We start from the raw sequence: 17,535 nt of genomic DNA on the forward strand, positions 1-17,535 counted from the left end.
GTCGGGATGTGCGGCGGCGTCGTCATGCCCATCGCGGTCTTGCCGTTGTGGCAGGTCGCGCAGTTGGTGTCGGTCGCCGCATGCTTGAACGCCGCGCCACCGAAGCTGGCCGTGCTGGTGTGACAGGACTCGCACGGCAGATTGGTCTGGAGATGATTGCTGGACTTGCCGCGCGCCGTCGTCCCGTTGTGGCAGTTGGCGCAACCGGCGACGATGCCGGCGTGGTCCATCTTCATTCTGATGCGGAAACTCGCCGTCGACCTGTGGCACACATCGCATGGCGCCGCCGTCGTGATGTGGTTCTTCGACTTGCCCCGTGCCATCACGCCGTTGTGGCAGGTCGTACACGACGCTTTCGCCTGGGTATGATCGATCGCCCGAACGTCCTTCCATGTCGAAGTCTGATGGCAGCTCTCACAGCGCCTCGTGGTCATCGGATGGTTGACCGACATGCCGGCCGTCTGAGCGCCGTTGTGGCAACTGGCGCACTGCGTCTGCGTGCCCTTGAACCGCCCACCGACGTGGCAGGACGAGCACTCCACTCCAACATGGCTTCCGGTCAGCGGAAACCCGGTCGAGACATGATCGAATGAACTCTGCGCAGCAGCGTGCCCTGCCAGCGCCAGAGCGAGCAGCATACCGGCAAGCAACCACCGCGCCACATAGTGCGATGCTTGCGCCAACAGCCCCCGCTTGCTGTAGCAGCTGCTCAACTCAAACTCCCGATCTTTACTCTCGACTCGATCGCCATCCGAATATTCAACGGAGACCGGTCACCCCGAATCCAGCCGAAACCCTTGAGCGGCCCGCTGCTCGCCGGTCGCCCCAACAAACCCAAGACACTCCTGCGGATTTCCTCCCCAAACGGCCCAGCAGCATGCCTTCCCAGCTACCGAACACTCGGAACGCCCCCGGTCCCTTCAATCGAGCGCTACGTTGATCGGCGGCGACCAAGTCATCAGCCGGATCACGCAGCGTCACGCCCAACACAGGGCTTCATAGACCGGCAAAGCTGGCCCAAAACTGGGCCAAGCTGAACTCAAGCTGAATGGGTGGTAATGTTTCTGGTGTCCTTCGCTCACGAGGTTCTCGCAAGCGCATCGCGCAAACCGTTGATCTGCAGGCGAACTGATAACTGTTGCGAGCTGATGTCAGCTCGACACGATGTCGGACGACCGATGCGCCAGCGCAGCCGTCCGAATCAGTTCCTGATCTGAACGTTGCGCCATCCCGTTGCGACATGGCAGCGCTCGCACGTCTGACCGAAAGTGCCATTGTGCACGTCCGAGCTGCGATGACAGCTGAAGCAATCCATCGGCAACTTCAGATCCGGCGGCGACTTGGCCTTGTGGCAGGCCTCGCATGTGATCTTCTGGTGGACACCAACCAGCGGGAATCGTGTCTGCCGCGCGTGATCAAAGCGCCACAGCCGCCACCCATTCGGATTGTGACAACTGGCGCACCGTCCTCCGAGCTTCCCCTGGTGGAAATCCTTGTGGCAGCTCTCACAGGCCATCGGCGTATTCTTGTAGGTCGGCGTCCGGTGGCACTCCTCGCAAGGCACCGACTTGTGCAGACCTATCAACGGAAAACGCGTAATCTCGTGATCGAAGGAGAGCCTCTTCCGCCAGCCCGCATCGCTATGGCAGGTCTCGCAACGTTCGCCGAGCTTACCCTGATGCGGGTCCTGCTTGCGGTGACAGGACACGCATGACGTCGCGAGCTTGTCCCGATAGAGATCACCCGTATGGCAGCTCTCACACTTCACCTTGGCATGCGCATTTCGCAACGGGAAGCGGGTCTTGTCGTGATTGAAGCGGACCGTCTTCCACTTCTCCTGATCGTGACACGTCTCGCACTTGTCGCCGAAGCGGCCGGCATGGACGTCTTGAAGACGGTGGCATGAGCCGCACGACGTCTGCAGATCCTTGTACTGCTGGCCGGAGTGGCACGTTGCACAAGCGACCGACTTGTGGGCGCCCACGAGGGGAAACCTGGTCTTCGTGTGATCGAATTCCTTGGTCGCGCGCCATTTCACCGCCGTGTGGCAGTTCTCGCAGCGCTCACCGAGCCGGCCGCGATGAGGATCGAGCGCCTTGTGACACTCGAAGCAGGTCGAGGGCGTGTTGCGGAACTTCACCTTCGCGACATGACATCCAGCACAAGGAACGTTCTTGTGCGCATCGACCAGCCTGTAGTTCGTCATGTCGTGGTTGAATGTTTCCTTGTCGAGCTGGACGATGTCGGTTCCACGCCCCTTGTGGTCGGTGTGACACTGCCTGCACTCCTGGGTCAGCGCCGCCTGCTCGCGTCCATGCAGGCGCTCATGCTGCCTGCGATCGACTGCAATCTCCTTGTGGCAATCGAGGCAGAGGCCCGACTGCGCCTTCCGCGTGAAGGCTTCGTGGCACTTTCCGCATTCGCTTTCGAGCTTGGCATGCTTCTCGGCCAGCGGGCCCGGCATGACCATTTTTTCAAGCAACGTCTGCGCTCGAAGCCCGGCCGACAGCAGCGCAACACCGACCATGACAGCGACAACCGCCGCTAGGCGCCACCTCATCACGAAACTCCGTCAATAGTGATGGACGGCCCAGACATGAACGAAACCCGCCAGCAGCATGAGAAAAAACAGCGGCAGATGCAGAACGTGCCACAGCGAAAATAGCCGTTCGAAAAATGTCAGTTCTGCGGCCTTCCGCACCGCAGCGGTGTACCTCCGCACGACTTCTTCGATTCGCTTCTCGCGCCGTCGCCGCTCGAACCACGACCATCGCGCACGCTTGGCTTCGGCGCGAATGAGCCGGCGCGCTTCCGCAACCACGTTGGCACGCAGCCGCCTCGTCCGCGCCGCGATGATCGCCCCCGTCCGCAGGCTCCCCAGCGCAGTTCGCGGCACCCTGTTGTCGAGCCCCTTGCTGAAGGCAGCCAACTCCCGCGACACGAATGACGCTGCCTGCATCTCCTGACCGAGCTCCATCCTCATCGCCTCGGCTTCCGCAAGCAGCTCCTTGATGCGCGCCCTTCCACCATGAAGACCGATGTGGATCTTGCCGTAGATATACCGGCCGATCACGCCGCTGATCGCAACGATCAACATGGCAAAGAATGCCACGTTGCTGTTGAGTGCTCCCAGCTTGAAGTTGGCATGAAACAGGATCAGCACGGGGCCAACGACGCCCAGCAGCATGTGCGTTTTGAACCAGAATGGCACCGAGCCGATCCCGCGGAGCGACTTGAAGCGCTTGCGCATCGAATAGGCCAGCAACGATAGCATCGCGACGCTGCCGTATATTCCGAGCCAGTAGCCGGTCCCCGATCCCGGCGTAATATACTCCTCCTCCTTCTGCAGCCATCCGATGCCGATCGCTGCGACAACGAGAAGTGTGACGATGACCGGGATGGTTCCTCGAAGAGGATCGCCGTTCGCGCGAACGACTGCTGTTCTGCTCATGTTCTCGACGCTTCCTGTGAAACCCAAATGCCGGATGGGCGAATGTCCGGCTTGCCTGCGGATCTCCGGATCTCAGTCGAGAGATTCCTTCCTGATAACCACTTGCAAATAACTGTTGCGTCCTCCGGCACTGACATCATTCGTGTGAGATCAGTGCGAGCCATATTTCCGCCGACGGCATCTGTTCAACGAATGAACTACTCCTTGTCCGCAAAACTACAAATCATTCTGGAATTTCTATGTCGGCATCTGTTGAGACGAATTTGCATCTAGCGATGCGGCCGACCTTTCCGGGCGGCCACCACGGCCGGCACCTGCTGCCGCCTACTGTCAGGACTTAAGAAGGGGAAAGAGAGGACATGGCGCTCGATCTCCTGATCGTCTACGCCGCGCCGATGCTCGGCGTCTGGGCCACCTACATGGCCGTGCGCAAGCGTAAAGAAATAAAGAGCGTCGCAAAGCTCTCCGCCGCCAAGGACGCCGGTCTCCTCGAACCGGCATCGCTCCACCCCATCATCGATCCTGCCTTGTGCATCGGCTGTGGCTCATGCGTCAGGGCGTGTCCGGAGGGCGACATTCTCGGCCTGATCGGCGGCAAGGCGGCGCTCGTCGAGCCTTCGCATTGCATTGGACACGGCGCCTGCAAGGCGGTGTGTCCCGTGAATGCCATCACGCTGGTGTTTGGCACCGAAACGCGCGGCATTGACATTCCAAACGTGGACGAGGCGTTTCAGACCAATGTGCCCGGCATCTTCATCGCGGGGGAGCTCGGCGGGATGGGGCTGGTGCGAAACGCCATCGAGCAGGGACGCCAGGCAATCGACTCCGTCCGCAAGATCAAGAACATCGGCAAGTCGGACATGCTCGACGTCGTGATCGTCGGCTGCGGTCCGGCCGGACTCTCCGCCAGTCTCGCCTGCCTGCAGCATCGGCTGCGCTTCGTCACCCTCGAACAGGACTCGCTCGGCGGCACCGTCGCGCACTTCCCCCGCGGCAAGCTGGTGATGACCGCTCCCTTCACGCTGCCGCTCGCAGGTAAATTCAACTTCAGAGAGCTCAGCAAGGAGCAGCTGATCGCCTTCTTCATGAGCATCGTGCACAAGTCCCGCCTCAAGGTGAACGTCGGCGAGCGCGTCGAAGCGGTCGCCCGCGTCGGCGATGGCTTCGACGTCAAGACGAACTGCAGCAGCTACAGAACGCATGCGGTGCTCTTGGCAATCGGACGACGCGGAACACCGCGCAAGCTGGACGTCCCGGGCGAAGAGCAGACCAAGGTCGTCTATCGACTGATCGACCCCGAACAGTATCGCGGCCAGCACGTGCTCGTCGTCGGTGGCGGCGACGCCGCGCTGGAAGCCGCCTGCTCCATCGCCGACGAGCCCGGAACGACGGTGACTCTCTCCCATCGCAGCGACTCGTTCAGTCGCGCCAAACTGAAGAACCGTCAACGGACGGAAGCAGCCGCCCAATCGGGACGGCTCCACGTCATGTACAATTCGTCAGTCAAACGAGTTGGCGGTGACGACGTCGAGATCGATGCCGATGGTAGGACGAGCACGATCCGAAACGATGCCGTCATCGTGTGCGTCGGCGGCATTCTGCCGACGGCGTTCCTGAAGAGCATGGGTATCGAGGTCGAGACGAAGTATGGCACGGCATAAATCCTCTCCTGTCATCCTCCCGCTGATCTGTCTCGTCAGCTTGACCGTACCATCGGTCGCCCTGGCCGGCGACACGGCGGTGCTGGGCGGCAATCCAGCGGGCGCGAGCTCCGAAGTCCCCGGCACGAGCCAGGCTGCGGACGCGGCAATCCGGGCCGGACGTCCCGAGGAAGCACTGAAGCTGCTCGAGCGCGCGGCCGTCGCCGGGGATCCAGAGGCGCAGTACCGCCTTGCATCACTCTACCGCGCCGGCCTCGGCACCAAATCAGACGACGCGCTCGCGTTCAAATGGATGGAGGCAAGTGCAAGGAAAGGACACGTCAAGGCACAGTACAATGTCGCAGCGATGTGGCTCGCAGGACGCGGAACGCCCGCCGATCCCGACCGGGCGCGGGATTGGCTGCGTAAATCGGCTGCGGCCGGTTATCAGCCCGCCGAGCAGTTGCTGGCCGATACGGCCAATCGAAACGCGCGCCCGCGCGCCAGGGAGCCGGAGCGGGAAACTGCGCGCAGGCCCGCGCCGACGCTCGATGCGCAGGCCGCAATGCGAAACGGCCATCCGGCCATCATCGACGCTGCCCTGCGCGGCCAGCTCGATCCGATGCGCCAGCTCATCGCTGCGAAGGCTGACGTCAACGCGGTCAACCAGGACGGCGATACGCCTCTGGCGATCGCCGCGGCCGCCGGGCATCTTCGGCTGGTGGAGCTCCTGCTCGCCTCGGGAGCCAACCCGAACACCGGCAACCGGCGCGGCGACACGCCGTTGATGCTGGCAGCGGACAAGGATCATGGAGACATCATCAAATTGCTGCTGACAAAGGCGGCCGACCCATCTGCAGCGCGTGCGGATGGCGCGACTGCACTACTGATGGCACTCAGCCGCTGCAATGGTGCCGCTATCGCCGCGCTCCTCGACGGCGCTTCCGGCAGCCTGCCTCCGTTGGCAGACGGCCGGACCCCACTCATGATCGCGGTCGCGTCGTGCACCAATGGCCCGCTCGATCGGCAACTCGTTCAGAGATCCGACCTCAACGCCGCCGATGGGCAGGGCCGCACCGCACTTTGGCACGCGGCCGGCAATGGCAATACGCAAGCGATCGGACAACTGATCCGCGCAGGTGCGGACGTCAACCGCGCTGACGCCGACGACAAGACGCCGTTGCTGAATGCAATCGAAGGCCGCAGCGCCGCGGCCTCGCTGCTTCTGTTGGACCACGGCGCCGATCCGAAACGCGCGACAAGAGGCGGAAATACCGCTCTCATCCTCGCTGCGCGCGCCGGCCTTGCCGATGTCGTCGGTGAACTTCTCAGGCGCAAGGCCGATCCGAACGCGCGCAACGGCCAGGGCATGAGCGCGTTGATGATGGCGGCCCATGAGGGAGACATCGGCATTGCGCAGAGCCTTCTCGCCGCCGGCGCCGAAAAGCAATTGAGGAACAAGCGGCGCGAACGTGCCACGGACATCGCCGCCGCCAGCGGTCACAGCGATATTGCCAAGCTTCTGGAATAGCAGCCGATCTCGTTTCACCTTCCTGCCCATCATGCGGTCGACGCAGCGTTCGCTGTTCCATGGCGCCGCAGACGATTCGACCGCTATTTACCAACGAACACAACGCTCCGTGCCGAGACGACCGGTGATACCGATCTCCGGCAGCGAGTGAGAATGAGTTGCAATTTCACGACGATGCGCGTCGATGGATCATCATCATTCCGTACGAATGATGCCTCATTCGGCGCATTGATTGTCGACGCATCACAGACACTTGATAGTTAGCTGCAGGAATATCCGCTGCAGTCGGAGATACTACATGACAGCGGAGGCCGGATCGTTTGCGCTCATTCTCGCGCTCATCGTGTCGCTGGTACAGTCGATCGTTCCGTTCGCAGCGCTGCGTCGCCAATCCGCGATGATCGCCGGCTTCGTTCGTCACGCTGCCCTGACTCAGTTTCTCTTCGTCGCGATCGCATTCGCGTGCCTGACGTCGCTGTTCGTCCACTCCGACTTTTCAGTCCAGGTCGTCGCAGCGAACTCGCACACGCTGAAGCCGCTGCTCTACAAGGTCTCCGGAGTCTGGGGAAACCATGAGGGATCCATGCTGCTGTGGGTCCTGATCCTCTCCTTGTTCGGCGCGGCAGTAGCATTGTTCGGAACGAACCTTCCCGAGCGGCTGCAGAGCAACGTTCTCGGCGTGCACGGCATGATCGGTCTCGGCTTTCTGGCGTTCATCGTCTCGACCTCGAATCCGTTCGCGCGGCTGGTCGATGCTCCCCTCGAAGGCAACGGACTGAATCCGATTCTGCAGGATCCCGGCCTCGCCTTTCATCCACCATTTCTGTACCTGGGTTACGTCGGCTTCTCGATGGCGTTCTCGTTCTCGGTCGCCGCGTTGATCGAGGGAAAGGTCGATGCCAGCTGGGCCCGCTGGGTTCGACCGTGGGTGCTCGCCGCCTGGTGCTTTCTCACGATTGGAATCACGCTGGGCAGCGCATGGGCGTACTACACGCTCGGCTGGGGCGGCTGGTGGTTCTGGGACCCCGTCGAGAACGCCTCCTTCATGCCGTGGCTTGCGGGGACTGCGCTGCTGCATTCCGCCCTTGTGGTCGAGCGTCGGAGCGCCCTCCAGAGCTGGACGATCCTGCTGGGGATCGTGACCTTCTCATTGAGCCTGATCGGGACTTTCCTGGTGAGGTCCGGCGTGCTCACCAGCGTTCATGCCTTCGCACAGGACCCGTCGCGTGGCGCATTCATCCTGGCGCTGATCCTGGTGGCGACCGGCGGGGCATTGACGCTGTATGCGATCCGGGCGCCAAGCCTGAAGCACGGCGCGCTGTTTGCAGCGGTCAGCCGCGAGAGCGGCCTCGTCCTCAACAATGTGCTGCTCACCGCAGCCGTGGCCACCGTGTTTCTCGGCACGTTCTACCCGCTCCTCGTCGACATGCTCGGGAACGACAAGATCTCGGTCGGCCCTCCCTACTACAACTTGACGTTCGTTCCGATCATGGTTCCGCTGCTGCTTGCCATGGTGATCGGCCCGGTTCTGAAATGGAAGCGCGATCTCCTCGTTGCGGCGCTGCAACGGCTCCGCCTGGCCGGGGGGCTTGCAGCATTCGTCACCGTCGCAATCCTCGTCGCGACGTTCGGACAGCGTTTCCTGGTCGCATTCTTCTTCGGCATCGCCGTCTGGCTCGTGATCGGCTCGTTGATGGTGCTGGCTCATCGCGTCCGCCTCGGCACGACGACTCCCTTGGCGACCTCGCTCAACCTCGCGCGCACCACCCCGCTCGCGGTCTACGGCCTGGTGCTGGCCCATGCGGGAATGGGCGTCACCGTCGCAGGCATTACCGGAATGACCGCGTGGGCCTCCGAGAAGGTGCAGATGCTGCGGCCGGGCCAGAGCCTGCAGCTCGCGGGCTATGACATCAAGTTGCGCTCGATCGGAAAATTTCCGGGCCCCAACTACGAAGCCGAGCGTGGCTCCTTCGACATCACGCGGAACGGAAAGCCGTTCACGCAGCTTTCCAGCGAGCGCCGCTTCTATCCCGTCAGACAGCAGCAGACGACCGCCGCCGGCATTCGAACCAACCTGATCTGGAACGTCTATGTGACGCTCGGCGACCCCGACGACAAAGGCGCGTGGGCGGTGCGCTGCTACTATCACCCTCTGGTGCCGCTGGTCTGGATCGGCGCACTGATGATGGCTTGCGGCGGCTTCATCTCGCTGGCCGACCGGAGATTTCGTGTCGGTGCTCCACGACGGGCGATGCTGGCCGTACCGACTGCCGTTCCTGCTGAATAGGACGAGATATGCCGCGCCTACCCTATCTCATACCTCTCGTGGCCTTCGCCGCACTGGCCGCTGGATTGGCTTTCAGCCTGACCAACGATCCGCGGCGAATGCCCTCGACCCTGATCGACAAGCCGACGCCGCGCTTCCAGCTCGCGTCGCTCGACGGCAAGGGCGGCGGTCTTGCCAGTACCGATCTGCAGGGCGATGTGGTCCTGCTCAACGTGTTCGCATCCTGGTGTCCCGGATGCCGCGTCGAGCACCCGATGCTGCTCAAGCTCGCGGAGAGCTCCGCCATCCCGATCTACGGACTGAACTGGAAGGACGATCGGAACGACGGCAAACGCTGGCTTGCCAAGCATGGCAGTCCCTATGCCCGTGTCGGCTCCGATGAGTCCGGCCGGGCCGGCATCGACCTCGGCGTGACCGGCGTTCCCGAAACCTTCGTGATCGATCGGGCCGGCCGCATCCGCTACCGCTATCCCGGCCCGCTGACCGAAGATGTATGGCGTGACGATTTCGAACCTCTGCTGAAGGCACTCAGGAGCGAGTCATGAGCTGCCGGCGGATGAAGGGATTAACCGGAGCGCTGCTCGTCAGCTCGCTCGTGCTGACGGCGACCTTGTCGCCGTCCCGTGCGGTGCTTCCGGACGAAATGCTACGGGATGAGGGGCTGGAGGCCCGTGCGCGCGCGCTGGGCCAGGAGTTGCGCTGCGTCGTTTGTCAGAATCAAAGCATCGACGATTCGAACGCTCCATTGGCGCATGATCTGAGGGTTCTGTTGCGCGACCGCCTGCAGGCCGGCGACAGCGACCGGCAGGCGGTGGACTTCCTGGTCGCACGCTACGGCAACTTCGTCCTGCTCAAGCCTCCCTTGCAGTGGAATACGATCCCGCTGTGGATCGGCCCGCTCCTGGCGCTGCTGGCGGCCATCGTCGGCTTCGGCCGCTACGTGCGCCGCGCGGCAGCCAATGCGACCGCGCTCGGAGCGGAGCACGTCGCTCCGCTCAGCGCCGACGAACTCAAAGCCATCGAGGCGATCCTCGATCGACGGAGCCCTTCATGATGCTATGGCTGATCCTGACGGCGATGATTTCCGTGGCCGCCGTGCTGATATCGACGCCCTTCATCCGCAACTACGAGCGGAGACGGTTGGCTTCGGCCCAGGGACTCGCCGTCCACCACGATCAGCTCCGCGAGATCGAGAACGAAACCGCACGGGGCTTGATCGACAAGTCGGATGGCGAGAACGCGGCCAGCGAGATCAAGCGGCGCATTCTCGCCGCAGCCGCCGCCGAACAGCCGCCGGCACCCTCCCTCACCAGCTCCGAACGAAAATTTGCGCTCGCCGTCGTCACGATGACGGTGGTGTTCGGCTCCGTCATCCTGTACGCGGTCATCGGAAATCCGGATGTCCCCGCAGCCGCGCCGGGCCAGACCGCCAGCAGCACGACGGCGAGGTCGGTTGGCGAGGCGCGATCCGACGCCGGCACCCGGGCCATTGCCTCGCTGGAGCAGATGACCAGCCAGGACGGTCGCGACCGACCGCAGCAGGGCAGCGGACTGCCGCCGGTCGAAGAGATGATCCAGCGTGTGCAGACCAGACTGGAGCGGAATCCCAAGGACGCCGACGGATGGCGGCTGCTGGGCTGGTCGCTGTTCAACATCGAGCGCTTTGCCGAGGCGGCACAGGCCTATGCGCGCGCAATGGAGCTGCGGCCGGGCTCGGCCGAATACCGCAGCGCACGCGGCGAAGCGCTGGTGCGGGCCGCGGACGGCACCGTCACGTCCGAAGCCCGCGCGGATTTCGACGAAGCACTCAAACTGGATCCCAAGGACGCGCGCGCCCGCTTCTTCATCGGCGTCGTGAAAGAGCAGGAGGGCGACAAACGGGGTGCGATGGCCGACTGGACGGCGATCGTATCGGAGGCCGATCCGAACGAGCCGTGGCTGCCCGATCTCAAGCAGCGGCTCGGCGCGCTTCGTCGCGAGCTCGGGGAGGATGACGGCTCGCCATCGCCTGCCCGACCGAACCTGTCCGCCGAGCGCATGCAGGAGCTCCTGCGCTCCGGCAAGACCGCCGCGACCGAGCCGGCGGAGCCGCGCGGCCCCCGCGCCGAGGACATCCGCAAGGCCGAAAGCATGTCCACACAGGACCGCAACCTCATGATCCGCGGCATGGTGGATGGCCTTGCAAGCCGCCTCGAACAATCACCGCGCGATGTAGAAGGCTGGATCAAGTTGATCCGCTCGCGGGTCGTGCTGGGCGAGGTCGAAGCGGCGAAACAGTCGCTGCAACGCGCACTGTCGGTCTTCGCGGAGGACGTCCCGGAGCGCACGCGCATAGCTGACGCAGCCAGAGAGCTCGGAATCAATCCATAACGTTCGAGGGCCCGATCCGCGTGTCATCATCGTCGGAACCCGTTCGGCAACCGGAGGAATGGCAATGCGCATTCTGCTCATAGAGGACGAGCCCGTCTACGCGGAGCGCATCAGGGAAAGCTTGGCCGATGCCGGTTTCGAGGCGGATCTCGCCACCGATGGCAAGCAGGGCTGGATGCTGGGCAACAGCCAGCCCTATGATGCCGCGGTCCTCGACCTCGGCCTGCCGTGCATTTCGGGCCTCGACGTGCTGCAACGCTGGCGTCATACCGGGCACACGCTGCCGGTGCTGATCCTGTCGGCCCGCAGCGGCTGGGCCGAGCGTGTCAACGGCCTGAACGCTGGCGCGGACGACTATCTCGAAAAGCCCTTCAAGGCGCAGGAGCTGGTCGCGCGGGTCAAATCGCTGCTCCGTCGGGTCTCCAGCAGACCGGAGGCCGTGCTCCGCCTCCGGCAGATCGAATTCAACGCGGCGGCTGGCCTGGTCAAGAAGGACGGGCAGATCGTCGACCTGACTGCACTCGAGTTGCGCGTCCTCGAGCTCCTCATGCGCCGCGCCGATCATATCGTGTCGCAGACCGAGCTACTGGAGCACATCTATCCGAGCAGCGACCATCGCGACTCCAATACGGTCGAAGTCTACATTGCCCGGCTCAGGAGAAAGCTGGGGCGTGATTGCATTCGCACCGTCAGAGGCATGGGATATCGCTTCGGATAGAGCAATGTTCAGCCGCAACTTCCGAGCCCGCATGATCGTGGTCGCCGCGATCTGGATTTCCATCGTCTTGTTCGCCAGCGGGCTCGGACTCTCGATCGTCATTCGCCGTGTCGTCGTGGCCCACTTCGATCATGACCTCCTGGATCACGCCCGCGAGCTCGCCGACCTCGTGGAAATCGACGCAACGCAGCGGCTATTCATCGCCCGCAATCTGAGCGATCCGCGTTTCTCCCCTGCCAGGTCCGGAATGTATTGGCAGGTCATCCTGCAGAACGGCGAAACCGCGCGTTCGCCGTCGCTACAGGATGACCTTTCTCTTTCATTCACGCCCGATCAGACTCGCGAGGGTTCCCTGCCTCCCTCCACGGCGCTTACGAATGTGGAGGGACCGACTGGGCCGATGCGCATGGTCCGAAACATCAGCGAGCCGTCTCGGCTCGGGCAACCCGTCGAAATCCGTGTCGGTGCCGACGAGCGACTGATCAGTGACGAGATGCAGCACCTCAATCTGACGCTGATCGCGACGCTGGGTATCATGGCCCTCGCCATGGTTGGCACCGCCTACGCTCAAGTCGTTTACGGCCTGCGGCCACTCCAGCGCATGAGTCGCGCCATCGTGGACGTGCGCAGCGGCAAGACCACGCGGCTGCCCGAGGACCTGCCGGAGGAAATCATGCCGCTCGTCACCGAGTTGAACGGAATGATTGCGGCAAATCTCATTATGGTCGATCGCGCTCGCGTGCTCGCAGGAAGTTTTGCACACGCGCTGAAGACGCCTCTGGCAATTCTCGACGAGGAGGCAGCACGGCTGAAAGCATCCGGCCAGGAGAGCCACGCTCAGATTCTGTCGGAGCAGTGCTCGCGAATGGCGCTGCTCATCAACTACCAGACGGCGCGCGCAAAGGCCTCCACGATCGCGAATGCAGGTGCGTTTGCGGTCGTCGCAGACGTCTTGAGGAGCGTCATCAATACCTACTCGCGATTCAGCCCGGGGCACGACCGGCGGTTCGAAGTCGAAGGAGCAGCCGACGTCGTCGTTGCCTGCGATACGAACGATCTGACCGAACTCATCGGCAACCTGCTCGACAATGCGGCAAAATGGGCACATGACCGCGTCGTGATTTCGATCGAGGATCTCGACAGCACCGTCTTGATCACGGTGGAGGACGACGGGCCCGGCATTCCAGTCGAAGAGCGAATGCGCGTATTCGACGTGGGCACGAGACTTGACGACGCGAAGCCGGGCACTGGGCTCGGTCTGGCGATTGCCCGCGACCTGACCAGTCTCTATGATGGCCGACTATGGATCGAGGATTCGAGAATTGGGGGCGTCGCCCTGAAGCTCGCACTTCGAAAGAAGGGTGATCCAAGCTCATCGTGACATGACTTGTGCCCGCAGCGCCACACGAAGCCGCCCTGGTCGATGCGTTTGGTGAACAGACGCCCCCCATTGCCGTCACAGAACCGGACCTTCAGCACCAACGCCTTCTTGCCGCGGAAAGCAAACGGGTAGCCGAAGAACGGCCCTTCGTCGGCGCGTCGTGTACCAGCATCGAGACCCCGAAATGCCGGCTCACGACATCGCCCAAGCCAACCGTGAGAAGCCTGGCATCAGCGGAATGGACGAGGTGGTCGCGTTCGACCAGAGCCTGTCATCGGAGGATTTTCTCAAGCCCGTCGCAGAAAACAGGACAGCAACGCCCCGCGGGAACGATCGGCAACATTCCCGAGCAACAGACAGAAAAAAGTTCAAGGATTTCAAGGATTAAACGAGGATTTATGGTGCGCTCGGAGGGACTCGAACCCCCACGGTGTTACCCACTGCCACCTCAAGGCAGCGCGTCTACCAATTCCGCCACGAGCGCGAAGAAGAAGCCGGGGCCAGAGGAAGGGCGGCACCGGATCAGTGGCGCCCGTGTATCAAATCGATGTCGGGGGGACAAGGCCCGCCCTGCCCTAAAATACCGGATTGTGGATGGTTTTCGCGCCGCCCGGGGCTGCTATCGCGACGTCGGCGTCGGCGAGCGCGGCAGCATCTGCTTGACCTCGACCGCGATGCGGTTGCGGTCGACCAGCACGACCCCGTTGGCGATCGGCAGGTTGTTGGCGAGCACCTTGACGTCGTCGGCCTCGGTGGCGTCCAGCTCGATGATGGCGCCGCGGGACAGGCGCAGAACCTGGTGGATGGGCATGGAGCAGGTGCCGAGAACGACCATCAGGTCGACTGTCACTTTATCGAGGGTTGACACTGCAGGACCACCGAAGTCACGACTGGATTTTCGTTGCCCAGACATCACCATGTTGTGGTTAGCCAATGGTTAACAGCCGCCAAACACTCGACCTGACCACCTTTGCGGGCCCCCCCGGCAACGCCGTGGCGTGGTGCATCTCCGATTCGCTGGTCGACTACGCCCAGGCCACCGAATTCATGGAGGCGCGGGCGGCGGCGATCGCCGCCAACGAGGCCGCGGAGATGGTCTGGCTGCTCGAACACCCGCCGGTCTACACCTCCGGTACGTCGGGCAAGGCGGAAGACCTGCGCGATCCGCGCTTTCCGCTGGTGCCGACCGGCCGTGGCGGCCAGGTCACCTATCATGGGCCCGGCCAGCGGGTGGCCTATGTCATGCTCGACCTGAAGCGGCGGCGCCCCGACGTACGCGCCTATGTCGCCGCGCTCGAGGAGACGATCATCCGCACCCTCGACGCCTTCAACGTGCGCGGCGAGCGGCGCGAGGATCGCGTCGGCGTCTGGGTCAAACGGCCCGACAAGGGCGAGGGCCATGAGGACAAGATCGCCGCGATCGGCGTGCGGCTGAAGCGCTGGGTCACCTTTCACGGCGTCGCCATCAATGTCGAGCCGGACCTGTCGCACTTTCAGGCCATCGTGCCCTGCGGCGTGACCGATCCGCGCTACGGCGTCACCAGCCTGGTCGATCTCGGCCTGCCGGTGACGCTCGCCGATGTCGACATCGCGTTCCGGCAGGCGTTCGAGAGCGTGTTCGGCGCCGTCAGCGTCGCCCAGCCGGAGACGGCATGAGCTCACGCAGCGCCCTGCTGCGGCGGCACCCCGAGCTTCGCCGCGACATAGCGGCGCTCCTGGCTCAAGCCACCGAAGCCGTAGGCATCCGCCTTGACCTCGTCGACATGAAGGTAGGTCTCGTGATGCAGCGGTCCGATCAGCTCGGCCATGCGCGCGAACACCGCGGCGAGATAGGCGGCCTTCTCGTCCTTGGTATTGGTGCCCTCGCTGACGTGAACGTCGATCCAATAGCTTGAAAGCCCCTGCTCCGCCAGCGCGGCGCCGCCGGCGAACCAGTCCGCGGCATCCGCTTCCGAGACGATGACGGCGGTGACCTTGGGATCCTTGCGCAGGATGCGTGCGGTCAGTTCGGTGACGGCGTCCGCAATGTCCTTCTTCAGCGCGGGCGAGCGACGCTGGCTGGCATAGATGATGTTGATCAATGGCATTTTTGGCTCCCGGTCTCGAGCGCGTGACTGCGCTTCGAGAGCAAAGCTAGCCCCACGCCGCCCATTTTTGTACGTTATCGATATGGATATCAATGATAACAGACGCATATGACCGCCACGCTCGACATCGCGACCGTCCGCGCCTTTCTGCTGGTGAGCGAGCTGCACAGCTTCACGCGGGCGGCCGAGACGCTCGGCACCACCCAGGCCGCGGTCAGCCTGAAGCTGCAGCGACTGGAAGCGCTGCTCGGAAAGCGGCTGGTCGAGCGTTCGCCGCGCGCGGTCCGGCTCACCGCCGACGGCGCGGCTTTCGCCGAAAACGCCCGCGCGCTGGTTGCCGCTCATGACCTTGCGCTCACCGGAGCCCCCAGCATCCGGCCGCTGCTGTCGTTGGGGATCAGCGATCACGTCGCCGGCCCCGAGCTGGTGCCGATGCTCGAGCAGCTCCATGCTGCCACGGCGGACCTCGTCCTGTCGGTCAGCATCGGCTTCTCGCGCGACCTGCTCGACCGCTACGATGCCGGCAAGCTCGACGCCGTGATCGTCCGCCAGGAGGCGAGCCGCCGCGGTGGCGAGGCGTTGATCACGGACGAGTTCGGCTGGTTCGCAGCTCCCAGATTTCGTCTGCCGGCGGGCGGCACGCTGCCGCTCGCCACGCTCGCGCCGCCCTGCGGCGTGCGCAGCATCGCGGTCCGCGCTCTCGAGCGCGCCCGAATCAGCTTCAGCGAGACGTTCGTCGGCGGCGGGGTGACGGCCGTTGCGGCGGCCGCGCGCGCCGGTCTTGCGGTTGCGCCGCTGGCCCGCCGGATCGCGCCGAGCGGACTGATCGATGTCGGACCGGATCTCGGCCTGCCCAAGCTCGGCCGTTCCAAGGTGATGCTGCATGCAAAGGCAGGAGACGCGGCCAAGCGCGCGGCCTTGCGCACGCTGGCCGCGGCCTTCCGAAGCGCCGCGATGTCGAAGTAATTGACGCCCGCGGAGCCTGATGTAGCATGGGTTGATGATCGGAGCTCAGGAGCAGCGGCTTGAACCGTCTCTTGACCGCAGCTGACCTCGTCAGCGCCCCAGCAAAGCCGAGCCCGGCCTCGACCGGCCTTGAACCGTTACATCGCCACGCGCTGATCCGAACCTCCAACGCCGACGTACTGCGCGACCTCGCGGGGCGCCGGCTCGGCGCCGAGCGCGTCGACTTCAGGAACGCCGAGCGCTTCGAGGCGATCGTCAACCTGATCGAACTCGAGACCATCGGCCTCGCCTTTGGCACCACGACCTGCGACATGGTCTGCGACCATCGTGCGGCCGACTTCATCAGGGTGCAGATCGCCCTGAAGGGACGCGCGGTCAGTTGCGCCCGCGGCGAGGCGACCGACGTCAACGAGCATCAGTTCGCAGTCGCGCCGGCCGGCGTGCCATGGCAGATGGCGTGCCAGGGTGGCCATCGACGCCTCACTTTGCGGCTCGATCCGCAAGCGCTGCGGCGGCGCCTGACGGCGCTGGTCGGCGTGCAGCCGCGCGCCGACTTTGCGGTCGCCCCCGCCATTCCGGCCGCCGATCCGCAGGCCCGCAGCCTGATGCGGCTGCTCGATTTCCTGACGACCCAGCTGAACGAGCAGGATGCGGCGTTCCCCGCTGCGGTCTATCGCGAGCTGGAGGATGCGGTGCATGTCGCCTTCCTCTGCGCGAGCCGTCATCGTTTCCGCGACACGCTCCTGGATCCCTCTCCGATGCCGGATTTCGGCCTGGTCAAGCGGCTCGAAGATTACATCGAGGCCAACTGGCGCGAGCCGATCACGATCGAGCGCCTTGCGCGCGAAGCCGGCGTCAGCGCCCGCTCGATCTTCCGTCTGTTCGAGCGCGTGCGCGGCTATTCGCCGATGGCCTTTGCCAAGTCGGTGCGCCTGCGGCGCGCCCACGAGATGCTGCGGTCCGGCGATCCGGCCGTCACGGTTGCGGCGGCGGCCGCCGCCTGCAACTTTGCCAATGCCGGACACTTCGCCCGCTACTATCGCGCCACGTTCGGCGAGTTGCCATCGGCGACGATGACGCGCGCCGAGCAATCGTGACGGCTTT

16 protein-coding genes, 1 tRNA gene and 2 pseudogenes are annotated in these 17,535 nt (G+C 63.9%); 12 read left to right on the plus strand and 7 right to left on the minus strand.

Annotated elements, in window-relative coordinates:
- From QX135_RS31730 to QX135_RS31740, 3 genes and pseudogenes are all read right to left on the minus strand, one after another.
- A pseudogene (locus QX135_RS31730) lies at positions 1 to 713 on the minus strand (hypothetical protein); the annotation flags it as partial.
- 488 nt (positions 714 to 1,201) lie between these two features.
- Positions 1,202 to 2,560 (minus strand): cytochrome c3 family protein, encoded by a 1,359-nt coding sequence (locus QX135_RS31735; protein WP_316182617.1) that lies wholly within the window; start codon positions 2,558 to 2,560, stop codon positions 1,202 to 1,204.
- Positions 2,561 to 2,572: 12 nt separating this feature from the next.
- Complete coding sequence (locus tag QX135_RS31740; protein ID WP_316182615.1) at positions 2,573 to 3,478, minus strand: pyridine nucleotide-disulfide oxidoreductase; 906 nt, start codon at positions 3,476 to 3,478, stop codon at positions 2,573 to 2,575.
- A gap of 368 nt (positions 3,479 to 3,846) precedes the next feature.
- On the opposite strand from QX135_RS31740, the gene QX135_RS31745 reads away from it, so the two are divergent.
- The 8 genes from QX135_RS31745 to QX135_RS31780 all read left to right on the plus strand — a co-directional run bounded on the left by QX135_RS31745 (position 3,847) and on the right by QX135_RS31780 (position 13,378).
- Positions 3,847 to 5,112: an NAD(P)-binding domain-containing protein gene (locus QX135_RS31745; RefSeq protein WP_316234472.1), complete on the plus strand. Its 1,266-nt coding sequence runs from the start codon at positions 3,847 to 3,849 to the stop codon at positions 5,110 to 5,112.
- The gene (locus QX135_RS31750; protein ID WP_316163178.1) at positions 5,099 to 6,622 is read left to right on the plus strand and encodes an ankyrin repeat domain-containing protein; all 1,524 of its coding nucleotides are present in this window, start codon (positions 5,099 to 5,101) and stop codon (positions 6,620 to 6,622) included. Before QX135_RS31745 ends, QX135_RS31750 begins: the two co-directional genes overlap by 14 nt.
- A gap of 298 nt (positions 6,623 to 6,920) precedes the next feature.
- Complete coding sequence (locus QX135_RS31755; protein WP_316163179.1) at positions 6,921 to 8,909, plus strand: heme lyase CcmF/NrfE family subunit; 1,989 nt, start codon at positions 6,921 to 6,923, stop codon at positions 8,907 to 8,909.
- A gap of 8 nt (positions 8,910 to 8,917) precedes the next feature.
- A complete protein-coding gene (locus QX135_RS31760) occupies positions 8,918 to 9,454 on the plus strand; it encodes a DsbE family thiol:disulfide interchange protein (RefSeq protein WP_315737696.1) in 537 nt (178 codons plus the stop codon).
- Complete coding sequence (locus QX135_RS31765; protein WP_316163180.1) at positions 9,451 to 9,963, plus strand: cytochrome c-type biogenesis protein; 513 nt, start codon at positions 9,451 to 9,453, stop codon at positions 9,961 to 9,963. Before QX135_RS31760 ends, QX135_RS31765 begins: the two co-directional genes overlap by 4 nt.
- Positions 9,960 to 11,279: a c-type cytochrome biogenesis protein CcmI gene (gene ccmI, locus QX135_RS31770; RefSeq protein ID WP_315780969.1), complete on the plus strand. Its 1,320-nt coding sequence runs from the start codon at positions 9,960 to 9,962 to the stop codon at positions 11,277 to 11,279. The genes QX135_RS31765 and ccmI overlap by 4 nt, the downstream gene beginning before the upstream one ends.
- Before the next feature lie 64 nt (positions 11,280 to 11,343).
- A complete protein-coding gene (locus tag QX135_RS31775) occupies positions 11,344 to 11,997 on the plus strand; it encodes a response regulator transcription factor (protein ID WP_315737693.1) in 654 nt (217 codons plus the stop codon).
- A gap of 4 nt (positions 11,998 to 12,001) precedes the next feature.
- Entirely contained in the window at positions 12,002 to 13,378 is a 1,377-nt protein-coding gene (locus tag QX135_RS31780; protein WP_315737692.1) for a HAMP domain-containing sensor histidine kinase, read from the plus strand.
- Here the strand turns inward: QX135_RS31780 and QX135_RS32495 are convergent.
- A pseudogene (locus QX135_RS32495) lies at positions 13,285 to 13,518 on the minus strand (hypothetical protein); the annotation flags it as partial. The gene QX135_RS31780 and the pseudogene QX135_RS32495 sit on opposite strands and share 94 nt — an antisense overlap.
- Positions 13,519 to 13,562: 44 nt before the next feature.
- Between QX135_RS32495 and QX135_RS31785 the strand changes: the two are divergent.
- Positions 13,563 to 13,766, plus strand: a complete 204-nt coding sequence (locus QX135_RS31785; protein WP_315776561.1) for a hypothetical protein — start codon at positions 13,563 to 13,565, stop codon at positions 13,764 to 13,766.
- 11 nt (positions 13,767 to 13,777) lie between these two features.
- On the opposite strand, the gene QX135_RS31790 is transcribed toward QX135_RS31785, so the two are convergent.
- A tRNA-Leu gene (locus QX135_RS31790) sits at positions 13,778 to 13,862 on the minus strand.
- Between the two features lie 135 nt (positions 13,863 to 13,997).
- Positions 13,998 to 14,246: a FliM/FliN family flagellar motor switch protein gene (locus tag QX135_RS31795; RefSeq protein ID WP_315717718.1), complete on the minus strand. Its 249-nt coding sequence runs from the start codon at positions 14,244 to 14,246 to the stop codon at positions 13,998 to 14,000.
- Between the two features lie 65 nt (positions 14,247 to 14,311).
- Here QX135_RS31795 and lipB point away from each other — a divergent pair, with 65 nt between their 5' ends.
- Positions 14,312 to 15,034 (plus strand): lipoyl(octanoyl) transferase LipB, encoded by a 723-nt coding sequence (gene lipB / locus QX135_RS31800; protein ID WP_316182610.1) that lies wholly within the window; start codon positions 14,312 to 14,314, stop codon positions 15,032 to 15,034.
- A 2-nt stretch (positions 15,035 to 15,036) separates the two neighbouring features.
- On the opposite strand, the gene QX135_RS31805 is transcribed toward lipB, so the two are convergent.
- Positions 15,037 to 15,465, minus strand: coding sequence for a 4-oxalocrotonate tautomerase family protein (locus QX135_RS31805; RefSeq protein WP_315776563.1), 429 nt, complete (start codon positions 15,463 to 15,465; stop codon positions 15,037 to 15,039).
- Between the two features lie 108 nt (positions 15,466 to 15,573).
- Here QX135_RS31805 and QX135_RS31810 point away from each other — a divergent pair, with 108 nt between their 5' ends.
- Together QX135_RS31810 and QX135_RS31815 are read left to right on the plus strand one after the other, a co-directional pair.
- Complete coding sequence (locus QX135_RS31810) at positions 15,574 to 16,431, plus strand: LysR family transcriptional regulator (protein WP_316163183.1); 858 nt, start codon at positions 15,574 to 15,576, stop codon at positions 16,429 to 16,431.
- A 59-nt stretch (positions 16,432 to 16,490) separates the two neighbouring features.
- On the plus strand, positions 16,491 to 17,528 hold the full coding sequence (locus tag QX135_RS31815; protein WP_315774007.1) for an AraC family transcriptional regulator: 1,038 nt from the start codon (positions 16,491 to 16,493) through the stop codon (positions 17,526 to 17,528).
- The last annotated feature ends 7 nt before the right edge of the window (positions 17,529 to 17,535 follow it).

Source organism: Bradyrhizobium sp. SZCCHNR1098 (assembly GCF_032489375.1).
Taxonomy (GTDB): domain Bacteria; phylum Pseudomonadota; class Alphaproteobacteria; order Rhizobiales; family Xanthobacteraceae; genus Bradyrhizobium.

Excerpts from the sequence above, each read along its gene's own strand:
- QX135_RS31735 (WP_316182617.1), bottom strand. The coding sequence starts at position 2,560 with ATGAGGTGGCGCCTAGCGGCGGTTGTCGCTGTCATGGTCGGTGTTGCG.
- QX135_RS31745 (WP_316234472.1), top strand. The coding sequence starts at position 3,847 with ATGCTCGGCGTCTGGGCCACCTACATGGCCGTGCGCAAGCGTAAAGAA.
- QX135_RS31750 (WP_316163178.1), top strand. The coding sequence starts at position 5,099 with ATGGCACGGCATAAATCCTCTCCTGTCATCCTCCCGCTGATCTGTCTC.
- QX135_RS31755 (WP_316163179.1), top strand. The coding sequence starts at position 6,921 with ATGACAGCGGAGGCCGGATCGTTTGCGCTCATTCTCGCGCTCATCGTG.
- QX135_RS31760 (WP_315737696.1), top strand. The coding sequence starts at position 8,918 with ATGCCGCGCCTACCCTATCTCATACCTCTCGTGGCCTTCGCCGCACTG.
- QX135_RS31765 (WP_316163180.1), top strand. The coding sequence starts at position 9,451 with ATGAGCTGCCGGCGGATGAAGGGATTAACCGGAGCGCTGCTCGTCAGC.
- ccmI (WP_315780969.1), top strand. The coding sequence starts at position 9,960 with ATGATGCTATGGCTGATCCTGACGGCGATGATTTCCGTGGCCGCCGTG.
- QX135_RS31775 (WP_315737693.1), top strand. The coding sequence starts at position 11,344 with ATGCGCATTCTGCTCATAGAGGACGAGCCCGTCTACGCGGAGCGCATC.
- QX135_RS31780 (WP_315737692.1), top strand. The coding sequence starts at position 12,002 with ATGTTCAGCCGCAACTTCCGAGCCCGCATGATCGTGGTCGCCGCGATC.
- QX135_RS31785 (WP_315776561.1), top strand. The coding sequence starts at position 13,563 with ATGCCGGCTCACGACATCGCCCAAGCCAACCGTGAGAAGCCTGGCATC.
- lipB (WP_316182610.1), top strand. The coding sequence starts at position 14,312 with ATGGTTAACAGCCGCCAAACACTCGACCTGACCACCTTTGCGGGCCCC.
- QX135_RS31805 (WP_315776563.1), bottom strand. The coding sequence starts at position 15,465 with ATGCCATTGATCAACATCATCTATGCCAGCCAGCGTCGCTCGCCCGCG.
- QX135_RS31810 (WP_316163183.1), top strand. The coding sequence starts at position 15,574 with ATGACCGCCACGCTCGACATCGCGACCGTCCGCGCCTTTCTGCTGGTG.